The 20352-nt window shown below is 32.2% G+C and carries 8 protein-coding genes; all 8 read right to left on the bottom strand.

All coding sequences use genetic code 11. The features are described from left to right. Positions 1-367 precede the first annotated feature (367 nt). The 8 genes from ACO6OL_RS05720 to secA all read right to left on the bottom strand — a co-directional run bounded on the left by ACO6OL_RS05720 (position 368) and on the right by secA (position 20132). Positions 368-5368 carry a S8 family serine peptidase gene (locus ACO6OL_RS05720; RefSeq protein ID WP_485502438.1) on the bottom strand — a complete coding sequence of 1667 codons (5001 nt, stop codon included), beginning with the start codon at positions 5366-5368 and terminating at the stop codon, positions 368-370. A 279-nt stretch (positions 5369-5647) separates the two neighbouring features. Further along, a complete protein-coding gene (gene gloA2 / locus ACO6OL_RS05725) occupies positions 5648-6031 on the bottom strand; it encodes an SMU1112c/YaeR family gloxylase I-like metalloprotein (RefSeq protein ID WP_485502439.1) in 384 nt (127 codons plus the stop codon). Position 6032: 1 nt separating this feature from the next. After that, on the bottom strand, positions 6033-6788 hold the full coding sequence (locus ACO6OL_RS05730; protein ID WP_485502440.1) for a copper homeostasis protein CutC: 756 nt from the start codon (positions 6786-6788) through the stop codon (positions 6033-6035). A 169-nt stretch (positions 6789-6957) separates the two neighbouring features. Next, the gene (locus ACO6OL_RS05735; RefSeq protein ID WP_485502441.1) at positions 6958-13011 is read right to left on the bottom strand and encodes a ZmpA/ZmpB/ZmpC family metallo-endopeptidase; all 6054 of its coding nucleotides are present in this window, start codon (positions 13009-13011) and stop codon (positions 6958-6960) included. Between the two features lie 239 nt (positions 13012-13250). Continuing rightward, positions 13251-14990 (bottom strand): ABC transporter ATP-binding protein, encoded by a 1740-nt coding sequence (locus ACO6OL_RS05740; protein WP_485502442.1) that lies wholly within the window; start codon positions 14988-14990, stop codon positions 13251-13253. After that, positions 14977-16737, bottom strand: a complete 1761-nt coding sequence (locus tag ACO6OL_RS05745) for an ABC transporter ATP-binding protein (RefSeq protein ID WP_485502443.1) — start codon at positions 16735-16737, stop codon at positions 14977-14979. The genes ACO6OL_RS05740 and ACO6OL_RS05745 overlap by 14 nt, the downstream gene beginning before the upstream one ends. Further along, positions 16738-17484 carry an NAD-dependent protein deacylase gene (locus tag ACO6OL_RS05750; protein WP_485502444.1) on the bottom strand — a complete coding sequence of 249 codons (747 nt, stop codon included), beginning with the start codon at positions 17482-17484 and terminating at the stop codon, positions 16738-16740. An 83-nt stretch (positions 17485-17567) separates the two neighbouring features. Continuing rightward, positions 17568-20132, bottom strand: a complete 2565-nt coding sequence (secA, locus tag ACO6OL_RS05755; RefSeq protein WP_485502445.1) for a preprotein translocase subunit SecA — start codon at positions 20130-20132, stop codon at positions 17568-17570. Between the last annotated feature and the right edge of the window lie 220 nt (positions 20133-20352).

Raw genomic sequence — 20352 nt, forward strand, 5'->3', positions numbered from 1 at the left:
GTTCTCTTTTATTTTTTATTTTTTGTCACATATGTATTATAACCTAACATTTTTTTATAATTTTCAAATTTTCAACTACCTATTCAGTATTAATACTCATACCTAATTCCTTACAAGTATTACTAATTTCAATATTTCAACAACTCTCTATATTCATCTTTTCAAAATATCAATTAATAGGGGCTGACTCAAAAGACCTAAATTTTAACAAAGTGTATATGAGAATTCATAGACGCAGTGGTTTATTGATATCTAAATTCACTTTATAAAAGCTTTTTAGATATCTAATAAACTTTGCGGGGGTGACTCTAAAAAATCGATTTCTTCGAAATCACGATTTTTGAGTCACTCCCTATTAAACTACCTATTATTTAGTATTTTTTCTTCTTCTCAGTACGTATACTAAACAAATTAATGCAAGTCCTACAAAGGTTGTAGGTAAAGCTAATGTTCCTGTTTTAGCTAATAGAGAATTTGATTTACCAACAGTTCCAAGATTTGCTTGAGAATTGTTTGCTACCATTCCTTGATCTTTAGCTATATCTGCTAATCCTACACTTGATTTATCTTTATCTTTCTTAAATACATCACCAAGTAAAGTTGACAATCTAGATTTTTCTTTACTTACCTTCTCTGCTGCTTTTTTAAGAGTTTCTAATGCACTGTTTACTTCATCTTGTTTTGCATTTGCATTAGATAATACTAAGATAGCTGCTTTAAGAGCTGCTTTATATTCTTTCTTAGCTGCTTCTTCTGCTTCTTTAAAGCTATCTTGTGATGCAAGGTCTCCATTTTTCTCAACTTCAGCCGCAAGCTCTTTTTTATCTACACTTTGTACTTCTGCTTTTGGTTGTTCTACTTTGCCAGTATATTCTTTAGGAGCTTCTACTTTTTCTGGTTCTACAACTGCTCCTGCTTGCTCCCCTGTGTATTCTTTAGGTGCATCTACTTTCTCTGGCTCACCTTTTGCCTCTTTTGGTTTAACACCAGTAAGTTTAGAAATAGCTACATTTAACTCTTCAACAGCTTTATTCACTTCTTCTTGTATTGCATGTTCATCTTCTAAAAGTTGTTTAGCTTTATTAATTGCTTTGTTGTATGCCTCTTTAGCATCTAATGACGCATATTCATACTTATCACTATCAGTTGTAACTTTGAAATTATCAGAAGCAAGTTTCAATTGACTCTTATCTACTTTAACCTCTTCTTTAGGCGCATTTTTCTCTATAAGAGCCACAAAATTACTAAATCCACCTACTGTAAAGACGAATCTACCATCTACTACTTCACCATTAACCGGTTCAATTGTTCCATCTTTTTTTTCATGACCAAATTTTGCTGGCATTTTATCTAATGATAGAGTAACTTTTCTAGTTCCATCAACTTCTACAACTTTATTATTTCTATCTTCTAAATGGATATCATAAAATACTACATCATATTTAGTTAAATCAATCTTACTATCAGTTAGCTGTTTAAGAATTTTTTCCTTGCTAGCTTTTTCAACATCTCCAACTACAAGTTTATAATCATTATAAAGTTTAGCTTCTCCAAACTCAACAGTCGCTGGAGTAGTTGCACCTTCTGCAGTTGTAACACTAGCTACTTTCTCAGCTACACTTAATTGTAACTCTTTTGTATTACGACCGTTTCCTACTACAAGTTCAAAATTATTTTCAGAAGATCTATATCCCTCAGGTAATACTACTTCAACAGTATATTTACCATTATTTAATCGTTTTTGGAATTCTTTTTCACTGTATAGACTTCTTGATAATTCTGTTTTTTCACCCTGTTCATTTGTAACAAATACTTTTGCTCCAGCAGGTATCACTTTATCAAATTTAATTATTGTCGTATTTCTCTTTTGTTCTTCGAATGTGAATTCTACTGTTTTAGTTGAATTATCTTTAGTAATTTCAAAAGCAACTTCTTTAGGACTAGTTAATTTAAGCGCTTCATCAGTTAAAACTACTTGTACAGTATATTTACCATACGGTAGAGCTGTTAGGTTCTTACCATTTTTCGTGAAGTCTTCTCCTACTAATTCCCCTTTTTCATTCTTAATAGCATATCTTACGTTAGTAGAATAATCACCTGTTCCATCTTTAGCTGTAGTTTTAACTTCTACAGTACCTTTTTCAGTATTCTGAACTTTTGAAATTCCAACACTATCTTTGTTCCCTGCAAAGTCACTCACTTCATAAGTAAATTTATCTAGAGATACTTTTTCTGGAAGAGTAAATGTACCATCTATATTTGGTTCTACTTCCACTTCTTTTTCAACAGTTTTACCGTCTTTGCCTTTTTTAGTCACTTTATAGCTTAATTTCTTATAAAGTAATCCACTTCCATTTTCTTTTACAGCATATGGTTTAAATGTTCTAGTTTTTTCATCATAAACTCCACCTGTACCAACAATTTGTGGTGCAACTCTATCAAGCGTAACGTTAAACGCTGTTTCTTGCATCTTCGCACCTGTTGCAACAGGACTATAACTAACTACATATTGATATTCTCCATCTGGTAGTGGATTTCCGTTTTTATCTTGTCCCTTCCAGTTTGTTTCAGTAACTAACACAGCTTTTTTATTTGTAGCTTTATTGTGGAAGAAGTTCTTTTTACCAAAAACATTACCATTTTCATACAATGGATTTTTACGTTCAACATCATCTTTAGCATAAACTGATAATTTAAGATTCTCATAGTTTCTTAAGAAAGTTGCTTTAAATCCAATCTCATCGTGTTGTCTATCCCCATTTGGAGAAAATGCCAATTTTCCAAAATAATTAGACTTACTCTTAGGATCAGTATACTCTCCTAAAACTTTAATGTTCTTTTCTTCACCATTTACATCAACAGTAACTAATGAAGTAAAGTTATTTTTATCATCACGTTCTGTTGTATTAGGTTTATAGTAATAGAATGGTTTTTCATTCCCTTTAAATTCATATATTGGTTTTTCTACTACAGGTAGATTTTGGAACTCACCTTTAAAACCAACATATGGAATTCCAGCAACAGCTGTATTCGTATCTTTAGGATCAAAGAATCTTACAAATCCTTCAAGATAATAACCATTTGGCATTTGTCCTTCTAATTCATTTCTAAATTGCGTAGCATCAACTGTGATAGTAACTGTTTTTTCTCCTTTTGCAGGAACTACTACAGTCTCTCCACCATTACTTTCTGATAATTGTCTAGGTTTTAGTGTAATTTGTCCATTTTCTACACCATCAGTATTTAAATAAGACTTGTAAACAAGTTCCTTAGGTTGATCAGATAAGTTATGTAGTACTACATTAAATTTAAATGTATCTTGGACATTACCTAAAGAGATACTTCCATAATCATTATCTCCAGTTACATATAAATCACCAAATGCCGCTTTAGAAACATCAATAACTCCAGCTCCTTGTTGTCTTGGTGATGTAAATGCTTTTGTTTCATTATTATAATTTGGAATCGCAGTACTCATTAATAGGTGTTTTATTAATTTCTGTAATTCTTCACCTTGAAGGTCAGGATATCTTTCTTGGAATACTTGTTTCATTAAAGATATAGCTCCTGCTACATGTGGTGAAGCCATACTTGTTCCACTATCTAATCCGTATGTGCCATTATTGAATGAAGAATAAACATCTCCACCTGGTGCTGTAACATCAGGCTTAAACAATCCATCTCCTGTTACTCCCCAACTTGTAAAATCAGCAAGTTGATTCGCTTGTGGGTGAGGTCTCTTACTGAAATGTCCAGTAAATTTTAATTTATAATGATCTGGATAAGTTGCTAATAAATTACCAAATTTATACCCAACAAACACTACAGGGAAATCACTATCGTAATTATTTAATGCTACATTTAGTAATTCTTCTCCACCTTCTTTAGTGTTATATAAAACAGCACCTACAGCTCCTGCTTTTTTAGCGGCTGCTACCTTATCCGCAAAGGTATTTCCACCCCCACGCATCATTACTGCAATTTTACCTTTTACATCTTGGTTTTTAAGATCATTTTCTAAACCATAGCCAGCATTAAAGTATGAGTACTCAGTTTTCGGATCGAATCTTTTAGCAAATGGTCTAATTGTAGCTTCTCCATTATCCCATTCTTCATTTCCTTCTAATCCTACTAAAGTCATTACTTCAGTATTCATTACACTATTATTTATTGCTGCTACAGCTATTGAGTCAGGTGTTACAGACGGTGTTCCGATTAATCCGTAATCTGGATTAGATGCACTTGGTTTACTTTGACCATTTCCAAATACATTATCATTCCCCGCCGCAACTACTACGTTAACTCCAGCCTTTTTAGCAAGTGCAATTGCATCGATAGTACCTTGTCCAACTTCCGTTACTGCTCCAGCTGTTGCACCTAAACTCATATTAATAGAATCAGCACCTAATTTAACAGCATCCTCAATAGCTTTAACATATAAAAACGTACTTGTTTTTGCCCCACCTTGTTTATCTGAGAAAACTCTCATAAAGATTAATTGTGACTCTGGCGCAACTCCAGCTACATATTCATTGTTTGGTGCTTTTTTCGTTGGATTACCTACTGAAGTACCAACAACATGCATACCGTGAGATTTATCTTTTTTCTCTTTTAAGTTATTATCCCAATCGTAGTAGTTAAATGCATAAATCAGTTTATCACTATACCATTTACCATAATCGATTCCAGCTTTTTCTCTTACTGATTCTAGTTCAGCTTTATTTTTATACTTAGCTTTACTAGCATCAGTTAGGTGCAAAATATCGTGATTAGGGTCTAAACCTGAATCAATAACTGCTACGACTCTTCCTTGACCTTTATAACCTTTATCCCAAAGACCTTGAACACCTATAATTCTATTACTGTCGATAACTGTATTTTTTAAAGCAGTATCATCTTCATTATTTTTTGTAGTAGTCTCAGGAACTTCATAATCAACACTCACTTCAACACTGTTTACAAAATCCATCGCCTGAATTTTTTTAGCATCAGCATATGAAGTTTCTAAAGAAAATCCATTTAAAAGTGTATCATATTCAAATAATACTTTATAATCGACACCTTTATCTTTAATTTCTTTTAATGCTCTTTCACGTGGTTCTTTAGTACTTTTTTCACGCTCTTTTCGTCCTTCTTCTGTTTTTAATGAATTAGGATCTACTTTGTCCTCTTTTAAAGATACAATAATTTTAACTTTGTCTTCATCTTTAAAAGTATGTGCAGAGGCATTAGATAAGGCATTAACCTTACCATTTTCCTCAGCATATACCCATTTTTTCTCTAAATTATTAAAATTCATTACATGTAGATTTGTAAGTAATAACGTTGCCGTTACAAACGAAACAGCAGCTTTTCTTCTAAATTGCATTATCCTTCTCCTTTTTTAAGTTTATTTTAATTACATTTCTCTATTTAAACATATATTTTCAGAAAAATCAATAGAATTTTCTTTTTATTGCATAAAAAAATAAAGAAAGGGAGCAACTACAAAATCGCAATTTCTGAGAAATCGATTTCGTATAGTCACTCCCGTAAAGTGTATTATACATATAAAAGGCTATTATAAAACGAATTTAGATATCAAAAAATCTGTATTCTTACATAAACTTTTTATTTGAAATTTTTAGTGCTGCCGCTTTCTTTATCTTTACTCATGTATCTCTAACGGCAGTCCATCTGGATCAAAGAAAAATGCCATTTTCTTATTATCAAAATCATCATATCTTAATTCTTCATGAACAATATTTAATTCATCGAATTTTTTTAGCACTCCTTCCACATCATCTACTTTAAAAGCTAAATGTCTTAACCCACTATGTTCTGGATTTGGCATTTTAGGTCTCAATGGTGCATCCTCCTTAATAAAAATCTCTAATACTAGATTTCCTTGTCTCACATTCAATATTATATCATTCTTCTCTGGACGATTATATTCACTAATAACTTCAAATCCTAATTTACCTACATAAAATTCCTTAGTTTCACTATAATTTGTTCCTATAATCGCTATATGATGCACATTTTTAAACATTTTATTGCATTTCCTTATTTAATTTTTTTACTATGTCTATCGCCAGAGCTAACTCCTTAGGATTCACTTCTTCATAGTCACCTTCGTCAGTATATCTATAAGTTACATCTACTCCCGTCGTCGTTGAATCAATTCCATACTTTTTAAAAGTTCCATGTACTTGGGCAACTCCAGTTTCTTTAATAATATATCCAATATTTTCTGTAGTGATACCCGCACCTGCTAGAATCTCAATTTTATCCCCGAACTTTTCTTGAAGCCGTTTTAAAAGTTCTACACCTTTATTAACATTTGCACCTAGTCCACTAGTTAAAACTCTGGTACAACCTAATTCAATTAATCGTTGAATATTGTATTCTGGTTCATCTGAACAATCAAAAGCTCTATGAAAGACACTTTCCGCTTCAAAACTTTTACATAGGTTTATCATTTTCTCAGTCTCTTCCCAATCAACTTTTCTATCTTCATTTAGAAAACCGAAAACTATTCCTTTTGCACCATGATTAAGTAGTTCTCTAGCTTCTCTAAACATTTGGTCTTTTTCTATTTCTGAATAGCAAAAGCCCCCACCTCTAGGTCTTACCATTGCCATTATAGGTATCTCAACACCATTTTCAAGAGCCATATCTAAAGCTGTCGTCGTTGGGGTTAAACCACCTAAATAACTTGCACTAATCAATTCTATTCTATCTGCACCTTCATTTTGTGCTACTAAGCAATCCTGTACACTATTAGCACATACTTCAATTTTAATCATATCAAATTCTCCTATAATTCTTATAGTTTTATTATATCACAAATTCAACTCATAATATCCGACTACACTACATATTATATATAATAACGTCCTAACAAATATAAATAAGGACATGCGAAATATATTCACACATCCTCACTTATATTTTTATCCAATAAAATAATTTGTATTACTTTTCTCCAAATATTGAAGTTCTAAAGTCATCAGTTTTATCTAGATAAGCTTTAAAAATCGCTTGTTTTAGTTTATGAACTCGGCTATTAGTGTTAGGATATAATATCGAAGTGTAATTATCGGCATCAGCCTGTACTGCTTCTTCAATCATTCTTTCAAGCCTATTAATATTATTAATTCTTACTGTTTCTTGTCGTCCAAAAGAACTATTTGGATTAATAATACTAATAGTTGTTAATCTATTAAACTTAGATTTTCGTTCTTCATACATTGCTTTTTTAAAGTCTACCCAAGATGAGTAACGATTATTAAATACTTTATCAAGCACTAACTTGTCAGTTACATTACCTATTACTTTACCATATGATGTAATAACATGACCATTTTCTTTTGCTTCTTCTGCGTATTGATTAGAAATATATGGTACCATTCCATCTTTAAATCCTTTTGCAGCTAACAATTCAAACGCCATACGACGACCCATTAAATCACCCGGTGTTCCTTCATTATTACTTAAAGCTGAATAAATTGGTGAAAATAGTTTAATTGTATGATAACCATTTCTCTCATACTCACCTTGATCTATATAACCTCTTCTTGTTATAATATCATTTTCAATTAGACTATCAAATGAATTTAACTTATTAAGCTCTTCACTTGTTAAATAACGAACAACATTAGTTGCATAAACGTTACTTCCATCTGGATCTGTTTTAAATTTATTTTCTATTTTTCTTAACATTTCATTTTTCTTGTCAACACCTAGTTTAACAACAGCATTTCCTTCTAGATATTCTAGCATATAAATTACATCAAACATATTATGCATATATTTTTGTAAATCTTCTGCATTTTTAAATCGTTCTGTAGGATCTTTTACCTGAAGTCTAGTTGATTCTTCAGATTTATCATATTTTAGTACAGAGTTAATTGTGATAGTAGGATCATATGGATGATCAGGAGCTTGTAACAATCCTTTAGCATAAAACTCTGGTCCAAGTCCATTTCTTCTTCCATATCCTCCAAGATAAATTTCTCTATCTGAGTTATGTGTCATTTCATGTGTATAAGTTACCGCACCATCTTTATCAAGCATACGATATGCCATATAGTAGAATGCATCCCCTGTAGCGTATGCTCCATTAGAATTATGAACAACATTATTTCCTGCTGGACCGAAGAAGTGTTTTATCGCTGGATGATCAGTTTCAAAATTCGCTTCCTGTGTCTTATTATTTATATCATTTCCAAATCTAAACGCATCATAGACTAAAACACTTCTATATAATTTTTCTTTATTTTTATCATCTAGTATTTTATACCAGTAATCATAGTGATCTCTAAATCTAGCAGCTGCTTCTTTAGCTTTTGTCTCAACATAGTTATTTAAATTAGTTCCTGCTGGATGTTCATTACTTCTATATCTGTCATAAGCTCCAAATCCTATTGTCGAAATGTTCGCTATAATGAATACCGATTTTTCAGGTAATGTTAATAGCGGCAATACCATACTTGGGTATTTCCATGATGGGCTAGTTAATCTATCATATACGCCTATAGATTGTGGAGTGCCTGCTTTTGATTGTTTTTCACTAACTTCTGGAATAGAAGATTTTTCTTCTACAATATAAGCTTTAGTTTGTTCTTTAAACCACTCGTTATTTGTTTTATCTGGTACAAAAACTTTTCTATATTTTTCTAATGCATCAAATAAATTATTAGTTTTATAATTTTTTGCTAATAATACGTTATAAGTTATAACATTATTTTTAGCTAATAGATTATTATATCCAGATTTACCTAATTCAATAACATTATCTAACGCTGAACTATTTGATTTACCGAAGAAATCCAAGTGATACATAACTAAATCTTTTGCTTTTGTTTCACCATATTTGAAATTGTACCAACGCTCTAAATATGTTAATCCTAGAAATAATGCTTCCTTATTGTTTTTAATTTTTTCTATTACATAATTATCTATTATCTTATTACTATTTTCTGCTATTGCAGCATCTGCAGTAAGAAGTTTCGTTAAACTGTCTCTCAAATCACGTTTAGTAGTCTTGAATTGTTCTTCTAAATATAACTCTGTTAAACTAACTTTATTAGAAACATCTAGTACTTTTCTAATTGATTCTGATTTATAATCCACAGTTTCTAATACAGGTAATACTGCATCTAAAATATTATTATAATTGTGAAGCAATGTATTCGGTGTGTAAATTAAGTTTGTATCACCTATTCTATACTCTGCTACATTTGAAAAATCAGTTTGATAATTTACATTAAGGGTCTCTGATGTATTATCCACGTAATATAGTAATAGTTTATTTATACTTGATTTATTTTTGTTAATATCACTAATCACTTCTTTATCTTTCATAGGAACTACTGACAATAATTCTTTATTATAAAGATTACTACTTGACTCTACTAAATTTCCGTACTTAACTATTGTCTCTCTATTGTAGAATGGTAATAGTTTTTCTATATTTTTATATACTTTTTCTTTAGATGAAACGGCATTTTCAAGATTTCTATAGTCTGTTACATATCTAGAAGAGAAATTAAAATCTTCTGTTTTAATAGTATTTTTAGATGCAAAAACAGCTTTTTTCTCTTTTATTTGTGCATCTTCTAATACTTTTCCTCTTTGAACAATAGAATCCTTAGTTAATATTTCATCATCTTCTTGTACTACGTTCACAACCTTATTATTTTTATTACTATATACATTAGTTGCTTTCATATGATCAAAATCTTTTCCAGCTATAGCATTCCCGTTCGTGACATTAACGTCGCTTAGCACATTAAAAAGTTTTCCGGATTTTTCTAATTCACCAACCGGATCCCAAAGATTACCAACTACTCCACCAACATTCGCAAAACGTTGAACATTATTTAGATTTCCTTCAGCATAACTATTACTAATAAGCGCACTATTTTCTACTGCACCAGCTATTCCACCAATAGACTGATCTCCTTGTGTTGCGTTTGAAGATAAATCAATTGATGCTATTGATTTATCAATTAAGCCACTCTGACCAGAAAGTTTACCTACTAAACCTCCAATTTGATAACTTGCAACTGTTTTATATGTATTAGTTATTCTACCTGTATAGCTACTGTTAGAAATAGTAGAATTATTAACTTGTGATACTAATCCTCCAATTTCATGCTCACCAGCTATTGCTCCATCAGCATGAACATTTTCAATACGAGTATTATTATTTGCTTCCTTCGCTATTGTCGCAGCATTGTATTTTGCAGAAATATTAGCATCTTTTAGTGAAAGATTTTCTACTATAGCGCCATTTAGAACGGCGAAAAGTGGTTTTTTCAAGTTATATATAGCATAATATTTCTCATTATTTGTTCCTACTAACTTTCCATGAAATTCATTTTTCACATAACTTTCTTGACCATCTGAAAGTTCAACTTCACGAGCATCCATAGTTGCACCTAAACGGAACTCTCCATAAGGATTACTATTCATTGCATCAACTAAATTTTTAAATGATGTATATACCCCAGTTTCACTTTGCTGAGTTTTTGGTAAATAATATGTATAATCATTCGAAATAACATTGTTTTCGTGTTGAATTAGATTTTCTGCATGAGCTACAATTTTGTACACTTCTTTGTTGTTCTTTGTTGTACTCTCAATTTTAGTAACAGGTAACATTATATCTTTAAAGTTTTCTGATTTCACCTTCATGAAATACTTCGATGAATTATCTAAAGTACTATCTACAGATGTAACATGTCGATATTTATTCTCTTCAAATTTATATAATTCTACATTAGAAATATTTCTAAGCTCTAATTTCTTATCAACTTGTTTTTCTTCTTTAATTTCATCTTTAGGACGTTCCGATTCACCATTTGTAGGATTTGCCTCGTTTCCAGGTTTAGTCTCTCCAGTACTTGGTTGTTCAATTTTACCTGTATATTCTTTCGGCGGTTCCACTTTTTCTGGTTCGACTATTGCCCCAGCTTGTACTCCTGTGTATTCTTTCGGCGGTTCTACTTTTTCCGGCTCAACTATTGCCCCAGCTTGTACTCCCGTATATTCTTTCGGAGGTTCTACTTTTTCTGGTTCGACTATTGCCCCAGCTTGTATTCCCGTATATTCTTTCGGAGGTTCTACCTTCTCTGGTTCGACTATTGCCCCAGCCTGTATTCCCGTATATTCTTTCGGAGGTTCTACCTTCTCTGGTTCGACTATTGCCCCAGCCTGTATTCCCGTATATTCTTTCGGAGGTTCTACCTTCTCTGGTTCGACTATTGCCCCAGCTTGTACTCCTGTGTATTCTTTCGGCGGTTCTACTTTTTCTGGTTCGACTATTGCCCCAGCTTGTACTCCCGTATATTCTTTCGGAGGTTCTACCTTCTCTGGTTCGACTATTGCTCCAGCTTGTACTCCTGTGTACTCTTTTGGTGCTTCGGCTTTCTCAGGTTCTACTATTGCTCCAGCTTGTACTCCTGTGTATTCTTTCGGCGGTTCTACCTTCTCTGGTTCGACTATTGCTCCAGCTTGCACTCCCGTGTATTCTTTCGGCGATTCTACTTTTTCCGGCTCAACTAATGCTCCAGAAGTAACGCCTCCATATTGGGGTTCAACTTTTTCTGGTTCAACTATCGCTCCAGCTTGTACTCCCGTATATTCTTTCGGTGGTTCTACCTTCTCGGGTTCGACTATTGCCCCAGCTTGCACTCCTGTGTACTCCTTCGGTGTTTCTGCTTTTGCTGGTTCTACTATCGCCCCAGCTTGCACACCTTTGTATTCCTTAGGTGGTTCTATCTTCTCTGGTTCTACTATCGCTCCAGCTTGCACTCCTGTGTAAACTTTCGGTACTTCTGCTGTTGCTGGTTCTACTATAGCTCCAGATTGTACTCCTGTGTACTCTGGCTTAACTTCTACTGCAGGTTTTACAAGTTTTTCACCCTTAGTAACAACATTACTTACTACTTTTTTTGTTCCTTTTTCAACTACTTCTGAAACTGGATCTTCTGTTTTTGTAGAAATTAACTCTCTAGAAACTTCTTTTCCCTCTACGGTAAACACCCTTACAACTTCAGTTTTCTTACCTGCTTTTCCTTGTTGTTTTACTCTTGTTGTTCCTTCAGGTAGTTCTGCATTATATTCTATAGTTTGACTATAGTGTAATGGTGTTTCTAATATTTTATCTGAGTATAGTAATTCAGGTTTAGTAAGTTTCCCAGCTAATACTTCATCTTGTGGATTTACAGTATTCACACCCTGTACTTTTTTCTCATCTTTTTTATTAATATTTTCTATTACTTTCTTATCTTCTTTTTTATCTGAATTTTTTTGTGCTGTTTTATTTTCTAGTTTTTTATTTATTAGATTTGCATCTGTACTTTCTTTTAATTCTGGTTGTTTTTTATTATGTTTTTGCGAAGCAATATGTTCTTTAACTTCTTCATTTTCTTTTTTAGTCTCAGCTTCATTTTTAATAAATCCGACAAAACTATATCCAGGAATTGAAGAAATTTCTGGCAACTTATCTCCAACTTTTAAGTTATAATCCATATTGTAGACTGATAACTGTAAGTCCTCCATTGCTCTCACAGGTAACTCTAGAGTAGTTGCACCTAGACTCGTTACTAAAAGAATTGATAGTATTTTACGTGATTTATTTTTACCTTTTGCTACAACGACTACTACTAAACCAAGCATACCGCCCAGAAGCATACTTCCTATTCCATAATTTAAACCAGTATTGGGTAATTTATTTAGTTGTGTTGTTTTAGTCGTTTTAAAAACTAAGTAATATGTTTCTTCTGTACTATTTACAACGCTTGGTACTTCTTTTTTTATTAATTCCTTTTCTTTATCAGTAAGATTGTCTTCTCCTACATATTTATAGTGAACAATTGCATTATCTGCAGCCTTCACTACATAATCTTCAGGTTGAACAGTTGACACTAAGAAAAAAGACCCTATCGTCATCGAGCAAACTCCAACAGTCAATTTTCTTAACGAAAACTTGTTATATTTTTCCCCTAAATATTTTCTCAACTTTATATCCTTCTTTCATATATGATACTAAGATTAATTTTATTTATAATTAATACATTAATTGTAAGCTTTTTCTGATTTAAATGCAAGAAAACAGACATAAGTACAGTCCTTTGATTTATTAATATTTGTTTTTTAAATAAAAAATTACATAATATAATTAACATTTTAAATTTATGTCAACTAATATTCTCTATAAAAAAAACTAGAAGCTACTTTATTCACTTCTAGTTTAAAATCTATTTATTTAACATACCTGCTTGAAGTTGATACATTTTGTAATAATTACCTTTTAACGCTATCAACTCATCATGTGTTCCAGATTCAATAATTTCACCTTTATCCAATACGTAAATACAGTTAGAATCTTGAATCGTAGATAATCTATGAGCAATTGCTATCGTCGTTCTACCTTTTCTCATTTTTTCAAGAGAATGTTGAATTAACTCTTCTGTTTCAGAGTCGATATTTGCAGTAGCTTCATCAAGAATAAGAATTTTCGGCTTACTTGCTATAGTTCTAGCAAATGTTAGAAGTTGTCTTTCTCCAGATGAGAACGTTGAACCTCTTTCTGTAACTAAGCTATCATACTTATCTTCTAATTTATCGATAAAGTTATGTGCATCAACAAACTTCGCTGCTTCAATAACATCTTCTCTTGTTAGACTTTCATTATACATCTTAATATTAGACTCTACTGTCCCGTGATATAAGAATGGATCTTGAAGAACTAGTCCTACACTGTTTCTTAATTCCTTAGAGCTGTAATCTTTAATATTTACTCCATCTATTAAGATTTCTCCTCTATCATAATCATAAAATCTTAAGAATAGATTCATAATAGAAGATTTACCAGATCCAGTGGCTCCCACAAACGCTATACTCTCTCCATTTTTAACACTAAACGAAATATTTTTAAGAACATCACGTTTACCATCGTAAGAAAAGCTAACATTTTTGAACTCAATATCACCACGTGAAATTTTATGGTCACTATCTTTTTGCTCTGGCTCATATTCTTTATTGTCTATTAGTGTGAAAACACGTCCTGCAGAAATTATAGAAGTTTGAAGTATTGAGAAGTTTTGCATAAGTTCAATTAGTGGATTGAATAGCTGATTTGTATATTGAATAAACGCATAGATTATTCCGGCTGTAAAACCAGCACTTTCAAAACTTAACCCAAAATACATTACTATAACACCATATGCTAATACTTTAAATAAAGCCATAGCTGGTCTTAATAATAAACTATCAACCTTTAATGATTTAGTGTAATAACGAAGGTGTTCATTATTAACCTCTCCAAATTCATCAATTAATCGTTGTTCCTGATTAAACGCTTGGATAATCTTCATACCCTCTATAGATTCAGATAATTTAGTATTCATTTCACTAATTTTCGCACGAGAAATTTCTACTAATCTACTAGAAAGCTTCTGGTATAGATATACCGAACCAACCATTACAGGAATAAAAAGTATCATGTAGATTGTTAATTGCCAACTTAAAGCAATCATTGCAGAAAGTGTTACTACAAACATAAGTATCGTATTTAGAAAACTTGAGAAAATTGTTCCAAACATATCTGCAACAGCTTGTGTATCATTAGTTAATCTCGATACGACAGAACCTACAGGAGTTTTATCGAAGTATGACATCCCTAATTTTTGCAAGTTAGAAAAACTATCATTACGCAGATCTCTAACTATACTGTGAGCCACCTTTGCAAAGTAATACTCTCCTAAAAATGTAAACACAACTCTTAGGATAAACAATCCAAAATAAATTATTAAAATATATAATCCAGCTTTAGCAATATTTTTTGTAATAAAATTATCAATATAATATTGAGCTAATAGAGGAATTGCTGTTGCGACTATCGAAGTCATTAATATAAATAATAGTGCCAATATCGATAATCCTTTATAGCGCAACATATAGCGCATTAATCTAAAAAACGTCTTACTTTTCGACATCTTCACTTCCTCCTTTCAAGCTTTCTTCCATTTGTTGACTTTCATAAGTCTCTTTATACCAACCATTATTGGCGATAAGTTCGTCATGAGTTCCTTTTTCAATAATCGTGTTATCACCTAAAACAATTATTAAATCAGCTTCCACTACTGCAGAAAGTCTATGCGCTGTAATGATATTAGTTTGACCACTACGTTGTTCTTTTAAGTTCTCTAAAATAACATGTTCAGTCTTAGCATCAACCGCAGATAATGAATCATCAAGGATTAAAATTTCAGGATTAATAATCAAAGCACGACTCATTGCTAAACGTTGTTTTTGACCACCTGAAAGACTAACACCTTTCTCACCAACAATCGTATCAAACTTCTCAGGCATAGCCATAATATCATCATACAGACCACAAATTTTTGTAATTTCTTCTACTTGTTTATCACCAATTAAAGGATTCGCAAAACGAATATTTTCTTTAATCGACATAGCAAATAGTACTTGATCTTGCGGTACATATCCAATAAGTTTTCTAAGATCACTAATACTATATTCAGCAATGTCCCTATTATTAAGCATGATATTACCAGATTTAATATTAAACTCTCTTAATAATAGCCTTAATAATGTAGTTTTACCTGCTCCAGTAACCCCTACGATACCCAGTGTTTGACCTTTTTCAATAGCAAACTTAATATCTCTTAGGACACTCTTACCTTCTTCAAATTCAAAGTTGTTGATATTATATTCAAGTCTACCATTTTCAGCTTTGATATTACTATCTAAGTTAGTATTTACCTCATTAGCTTCCGCTAATAAACTCTCAATACGCTTATAAGATACTTCACCACGTTGTGATATATTATACAACCAACCAATTGCTTGAAGCGGCCATACTAACATATCAAGATAAGTCACGAAAGTAACTAACTCCCCAACCGATAAATCGCCATTAGAAATAAAAATACCACCAAAGACAAGAGTAAGTGTATAAGATATTCCAACAAATATCAACACCATTGGATCAAATAATGAGTTATACTTAGCAGCGATAACATTCTTACCGAATACTTTGTTATTAACTTCTCTAAAGCTCTTAATCTCATCATTACCATAACCGAATGATTTAGTAACCTTTATCCCAGAGGCACTTTCTTGAACCTTGTTATTTAAATCAGAAAACGACTCTTGTGCCGCCTCAAAACTCTCATAGTTTTTATCACCAATATAATTAGTAGCATATGCTAAAAATGGTAAAGGAATAATAGCTATTAAAGTAAGTTTGAAGTCAATTAAAAATATCATCGTAAATAATGTCACTAAAGCTGTAATACTTGCATCAACCGCTGACATTACTCCACCCCCAGCAACCATTGCTACTGAGTTTATATCATTCGTTGCATGAGCCATTAAGTCACCCGTACGATATTTTTGGAAAAATGATGGAGACATCTTAGTAAAGTGTTCAAATAATCTTGACCTTAAAATTCTTCCTAAGTTGTATGCCGCTCCAAAAATATAAACACGCCAAACATAACGAAGTGCGTACATCGCAAGCGCAGCTAATACAAGGTAACCAACATTTAAGAATAACTCTCCATTAGTTAAATTTCCAGCCTCAATTTTATCAATAACAGTCCCAATAACTTTCGGTGGAATTAAGTTGAAAATACTTACTAATATAAGAGCAATTATCCCTATAATGTAACGCCTTTTTTCTAGCTTCATAAACCAAGCTAATTTTCTAAATAAATACATCTACACATCACCTAACCTTTCTCCTAATTTTGAAAATACTTCTCCGATTTTACCATTAATTACTAGATCAGCCATATTATCCTGAGGTGTAGACGTCTTATTAATAACAACTAAATACTTCCCTCTAAAATAATGTAGTAGATTTGCTGCTGGATAAACACTTAATGAAGTACCACCGATAATCAGTACATCAGCTTTTTCAATAAAGTTAATCGCAGCATTAAATACCGTCATATCTAATTCCTCTTCATATAAAGTAACATACGGTTTAATAACCCCACCACATTTATCACAACTCGGTATTTCTTCATTTTTAGCCAAAAAGTCTTCTAAGTTGTAAAAACTTTTACACTTAGTACAATAGTTAGCATCTACACTTCCATGAAGTTTTAAAACATTTTTACTACCTGCTTGTTCATGAAGAGTATCAATATTTTGAGTAATTACTGCCTTAAGTTTCCCGTGCTTTTCTAAATCAGCTAAATAAAAATGAGCTCTATTCGGTTTAGCATCAGGATAAACTAAATGTTTTTTGTAAAAATCAAAGAAATCTACAGGATATTTCACAAACATAGTTCTGGAAACGAGTTGTTCGGGCGTAAAGTGGCGATTTAATTTAACATTAAATACACCATTCGCACTTCTAAAATCTGGAATATCAGATTCAGTAGAAACACCGGCTCCACCAAAAAAGACAATATTATCATTTAATTCTATTATTTCTTTTAGTTTATCTATATTATTCATAATACTTGCCTCCTTACAAAATATTATAAAAGCCATTAAAAGAAGGAAACCTATTTTCAAGTCTCCTTCTTTAATATTAACTATTAGTTAGTTTCTCTTTCTTTTTGAGCTTTTAACTCTTTAATACGTTGTTTACGTTCTTCAATACGAGCTTTTTTCTCTTCACGAGATGCACTCTTAATTGGACCGCGAGCGATATGTTCTTTACTATCGTTAGTTACAAGGTTTGTTGGTTCTTGTTTCATTTCGATTTCTTCATGACGTTCTACTCTAATACGCATTAAGTTAGTAACAACTTCTACTTGAATATCATCAATCATGTCCTCGAACATTTGGTAACCTTCTGTTTTATACTCACGAAGTGGATCAATTTGTCCATAAGAACGAAGGAAAATCCCTTTTCTAAGTTGATCCATTTGGTCAATGTGATCAGTCCATCTATCATCAATAGCGTTAAGAAGAATGTATCTCTCGAATGAATTCATAGTTTCATCACCAAGTAACGCACGTTTTTCAGCTAACTCTAGGTTAATTCTGTGTAATACAAGCTCTCGAATTTCATCATCGCTCATTACATCAGAATACTCACTATCAGTAATAGGTTTTAGACCTAAGAATTTCTCATTTAGTGATTTGATAATTTCTTCTGTTTCTTCTTTTTCACTATGAGCTTCCATATTTTCTACAATATAAGCCATAGTTTTATCTACTGCGTCCCCAATCATGTCTTGAATAATATCAGTAACAACTTCGTTCTCTAATACTTCATTTCTTTCAGCATACATGATTTCACGTTGTTTACGTAATACATCATCATATTGAAGTACTTGTTTACGTGAGTCATAGTTATTACCTTCAACACGTTTTTGTGCACTTTCAACAGATCTACTTACCATTCTACTTTCAAGTGGCGTATCATCATCTTTCCCCATGATTTTTTGTAATCTATCAGCTCCGAAACGGACCATAAGCTCATCTTCAAGAGATAAATAGAATCTACTATAACCTGGATCCCCTTGACGTCCTGAACGACCACGTAGCTGATTATCGATACGACGTGATTCATGACGTTCTGTACCGATAACAGCCAGACCACCTAATTCACGAACACCTTCTCCAAGTTTAATATCTGTACCACGACCTGCCATGTTTGTCGCAATAGTTACCGAACCACGTTGTCCGGCTTGTTTAATAATTTCTGCTTCACTTTCATTTTGTTTAGCGTTAAGTACTTTATGAGGAACACCGTATTTATATAATAATTTAGATACTAATTCACTCGTTTCAATTGAAACTGTACCTAAAAGAACTGGTTGTCCGTTGTCATAACGTTCTTTTACCTCTTGTGCTACCGCATTAAACTTAGCTTCCATATTTGAGTAAATATAGTCTGGTGCATCAATCCTTTGGATTGGTCTGTTCGTAGGAATTGTTGTAACAAACATATTATAAATGTTTCTAAATTCCTCTTCCTCTGTTTTACCAGTACCTGTCATACCACTAAGTTTTTTATACATTCTAAAGAAGTTTTGGAATGTAATAGTAGCCATTGTTTTACTTTCTTTCTGGATTGGCACACCTTCTTTAGCTTCGATAGCTTGGTGTAATCCTTCAGAGAAACGACGTCCAGGCATTGTACGACCAGTAAATTGGTCAACGATTAAAATCTCTCCGTCTTCAGCAACCACGTAGTCAACATCTAGCGACATTGTATAGTTAGCTTTTAATGCCTGGTTAATATGGTGCGTTAAATCAACATTTTTTAACTCATAAAGATTGTTTAGTCCAAAATAACTTTCTGCTTTATCAATACCATTTTCAGAAAGTTGAATAGATTTAGTTTTAATATCTAAAGTATAGTCTCCATCACTTCCATCTTCTTCCTCTGCTTTTTTCAGAGTTTTAACGAAGGCATTTGCAACTTGATATAATGAAGTTGATTCTTGACCTTCACCAGAGATAATAAGTGGTGTACGTGCTTCATCGATAAGTACTGAGTCAACCTCATCGATTACAGCATAGTTTAATGGGCGTTGAACACGTGCTTCAACTGTTTTAACCATGTTATCTCTTAAATAGTCAAATCCTAACTCATTGTTTGTTGAGTATGTGATATCAGCATTATATGCAGCTCTTTTTTCTTCAGAGTTTAGAGAGTTTAAGTTAAGACCTACAGAAAGTCCCATGTAGTTATAGAAAACTCCCATCTCTTGAGCATCACGTTGTGATAAGTATTCATTAACTGTAACAACGTGTACACCTTCACCTGCTAATGCGTTTAGGTATACTGGCATTGTCGCAGTAAGAGTTTTACCTTCCCCTGTTCTCATCTCCGCGATATCACCACGGTGAAGTGCGATACCACCCATGATTTGAACTTTATATGGTTTCATTCCTAGAGAACGTAATGCCCCTTCACGAGCTGCAGCGAACGCATCTACTAAAATTTTATCTAATATATCCGGTGTATCTTTACCTTTTTCTTTTTGTTCTTGAATATAAGCTTTAAATTCTTCTGTTTTATTTACTAATTCTTCATCGCTAAGATTTGAATATTCTTCATCTTTAGCTAATACTTTGTCAGCTAATTTTGATAAACTTTTTACTTCTCTTTTATTAGCATCAAATATTTTTCCTAAAATAGCCATTAACATTTTCCTTCCGACATATTTTTCTATTAAATGATTTTATAATCATCTTATAATTCATCATTTAATTATAACATTCATTTTCTATTAAAGCAACCACATTACAACGATTTTAAGTTGATATTAAGTAGGCATCATATCTGACTAAGAAAGCTAAATGAATTTATATATTTTTTGATTTTAAATAAGCAAAAATTCTAGTAGAACTCCCTCTTAAAAT

The organism is Gemella sp. (genome assembly GCF_057272915.1).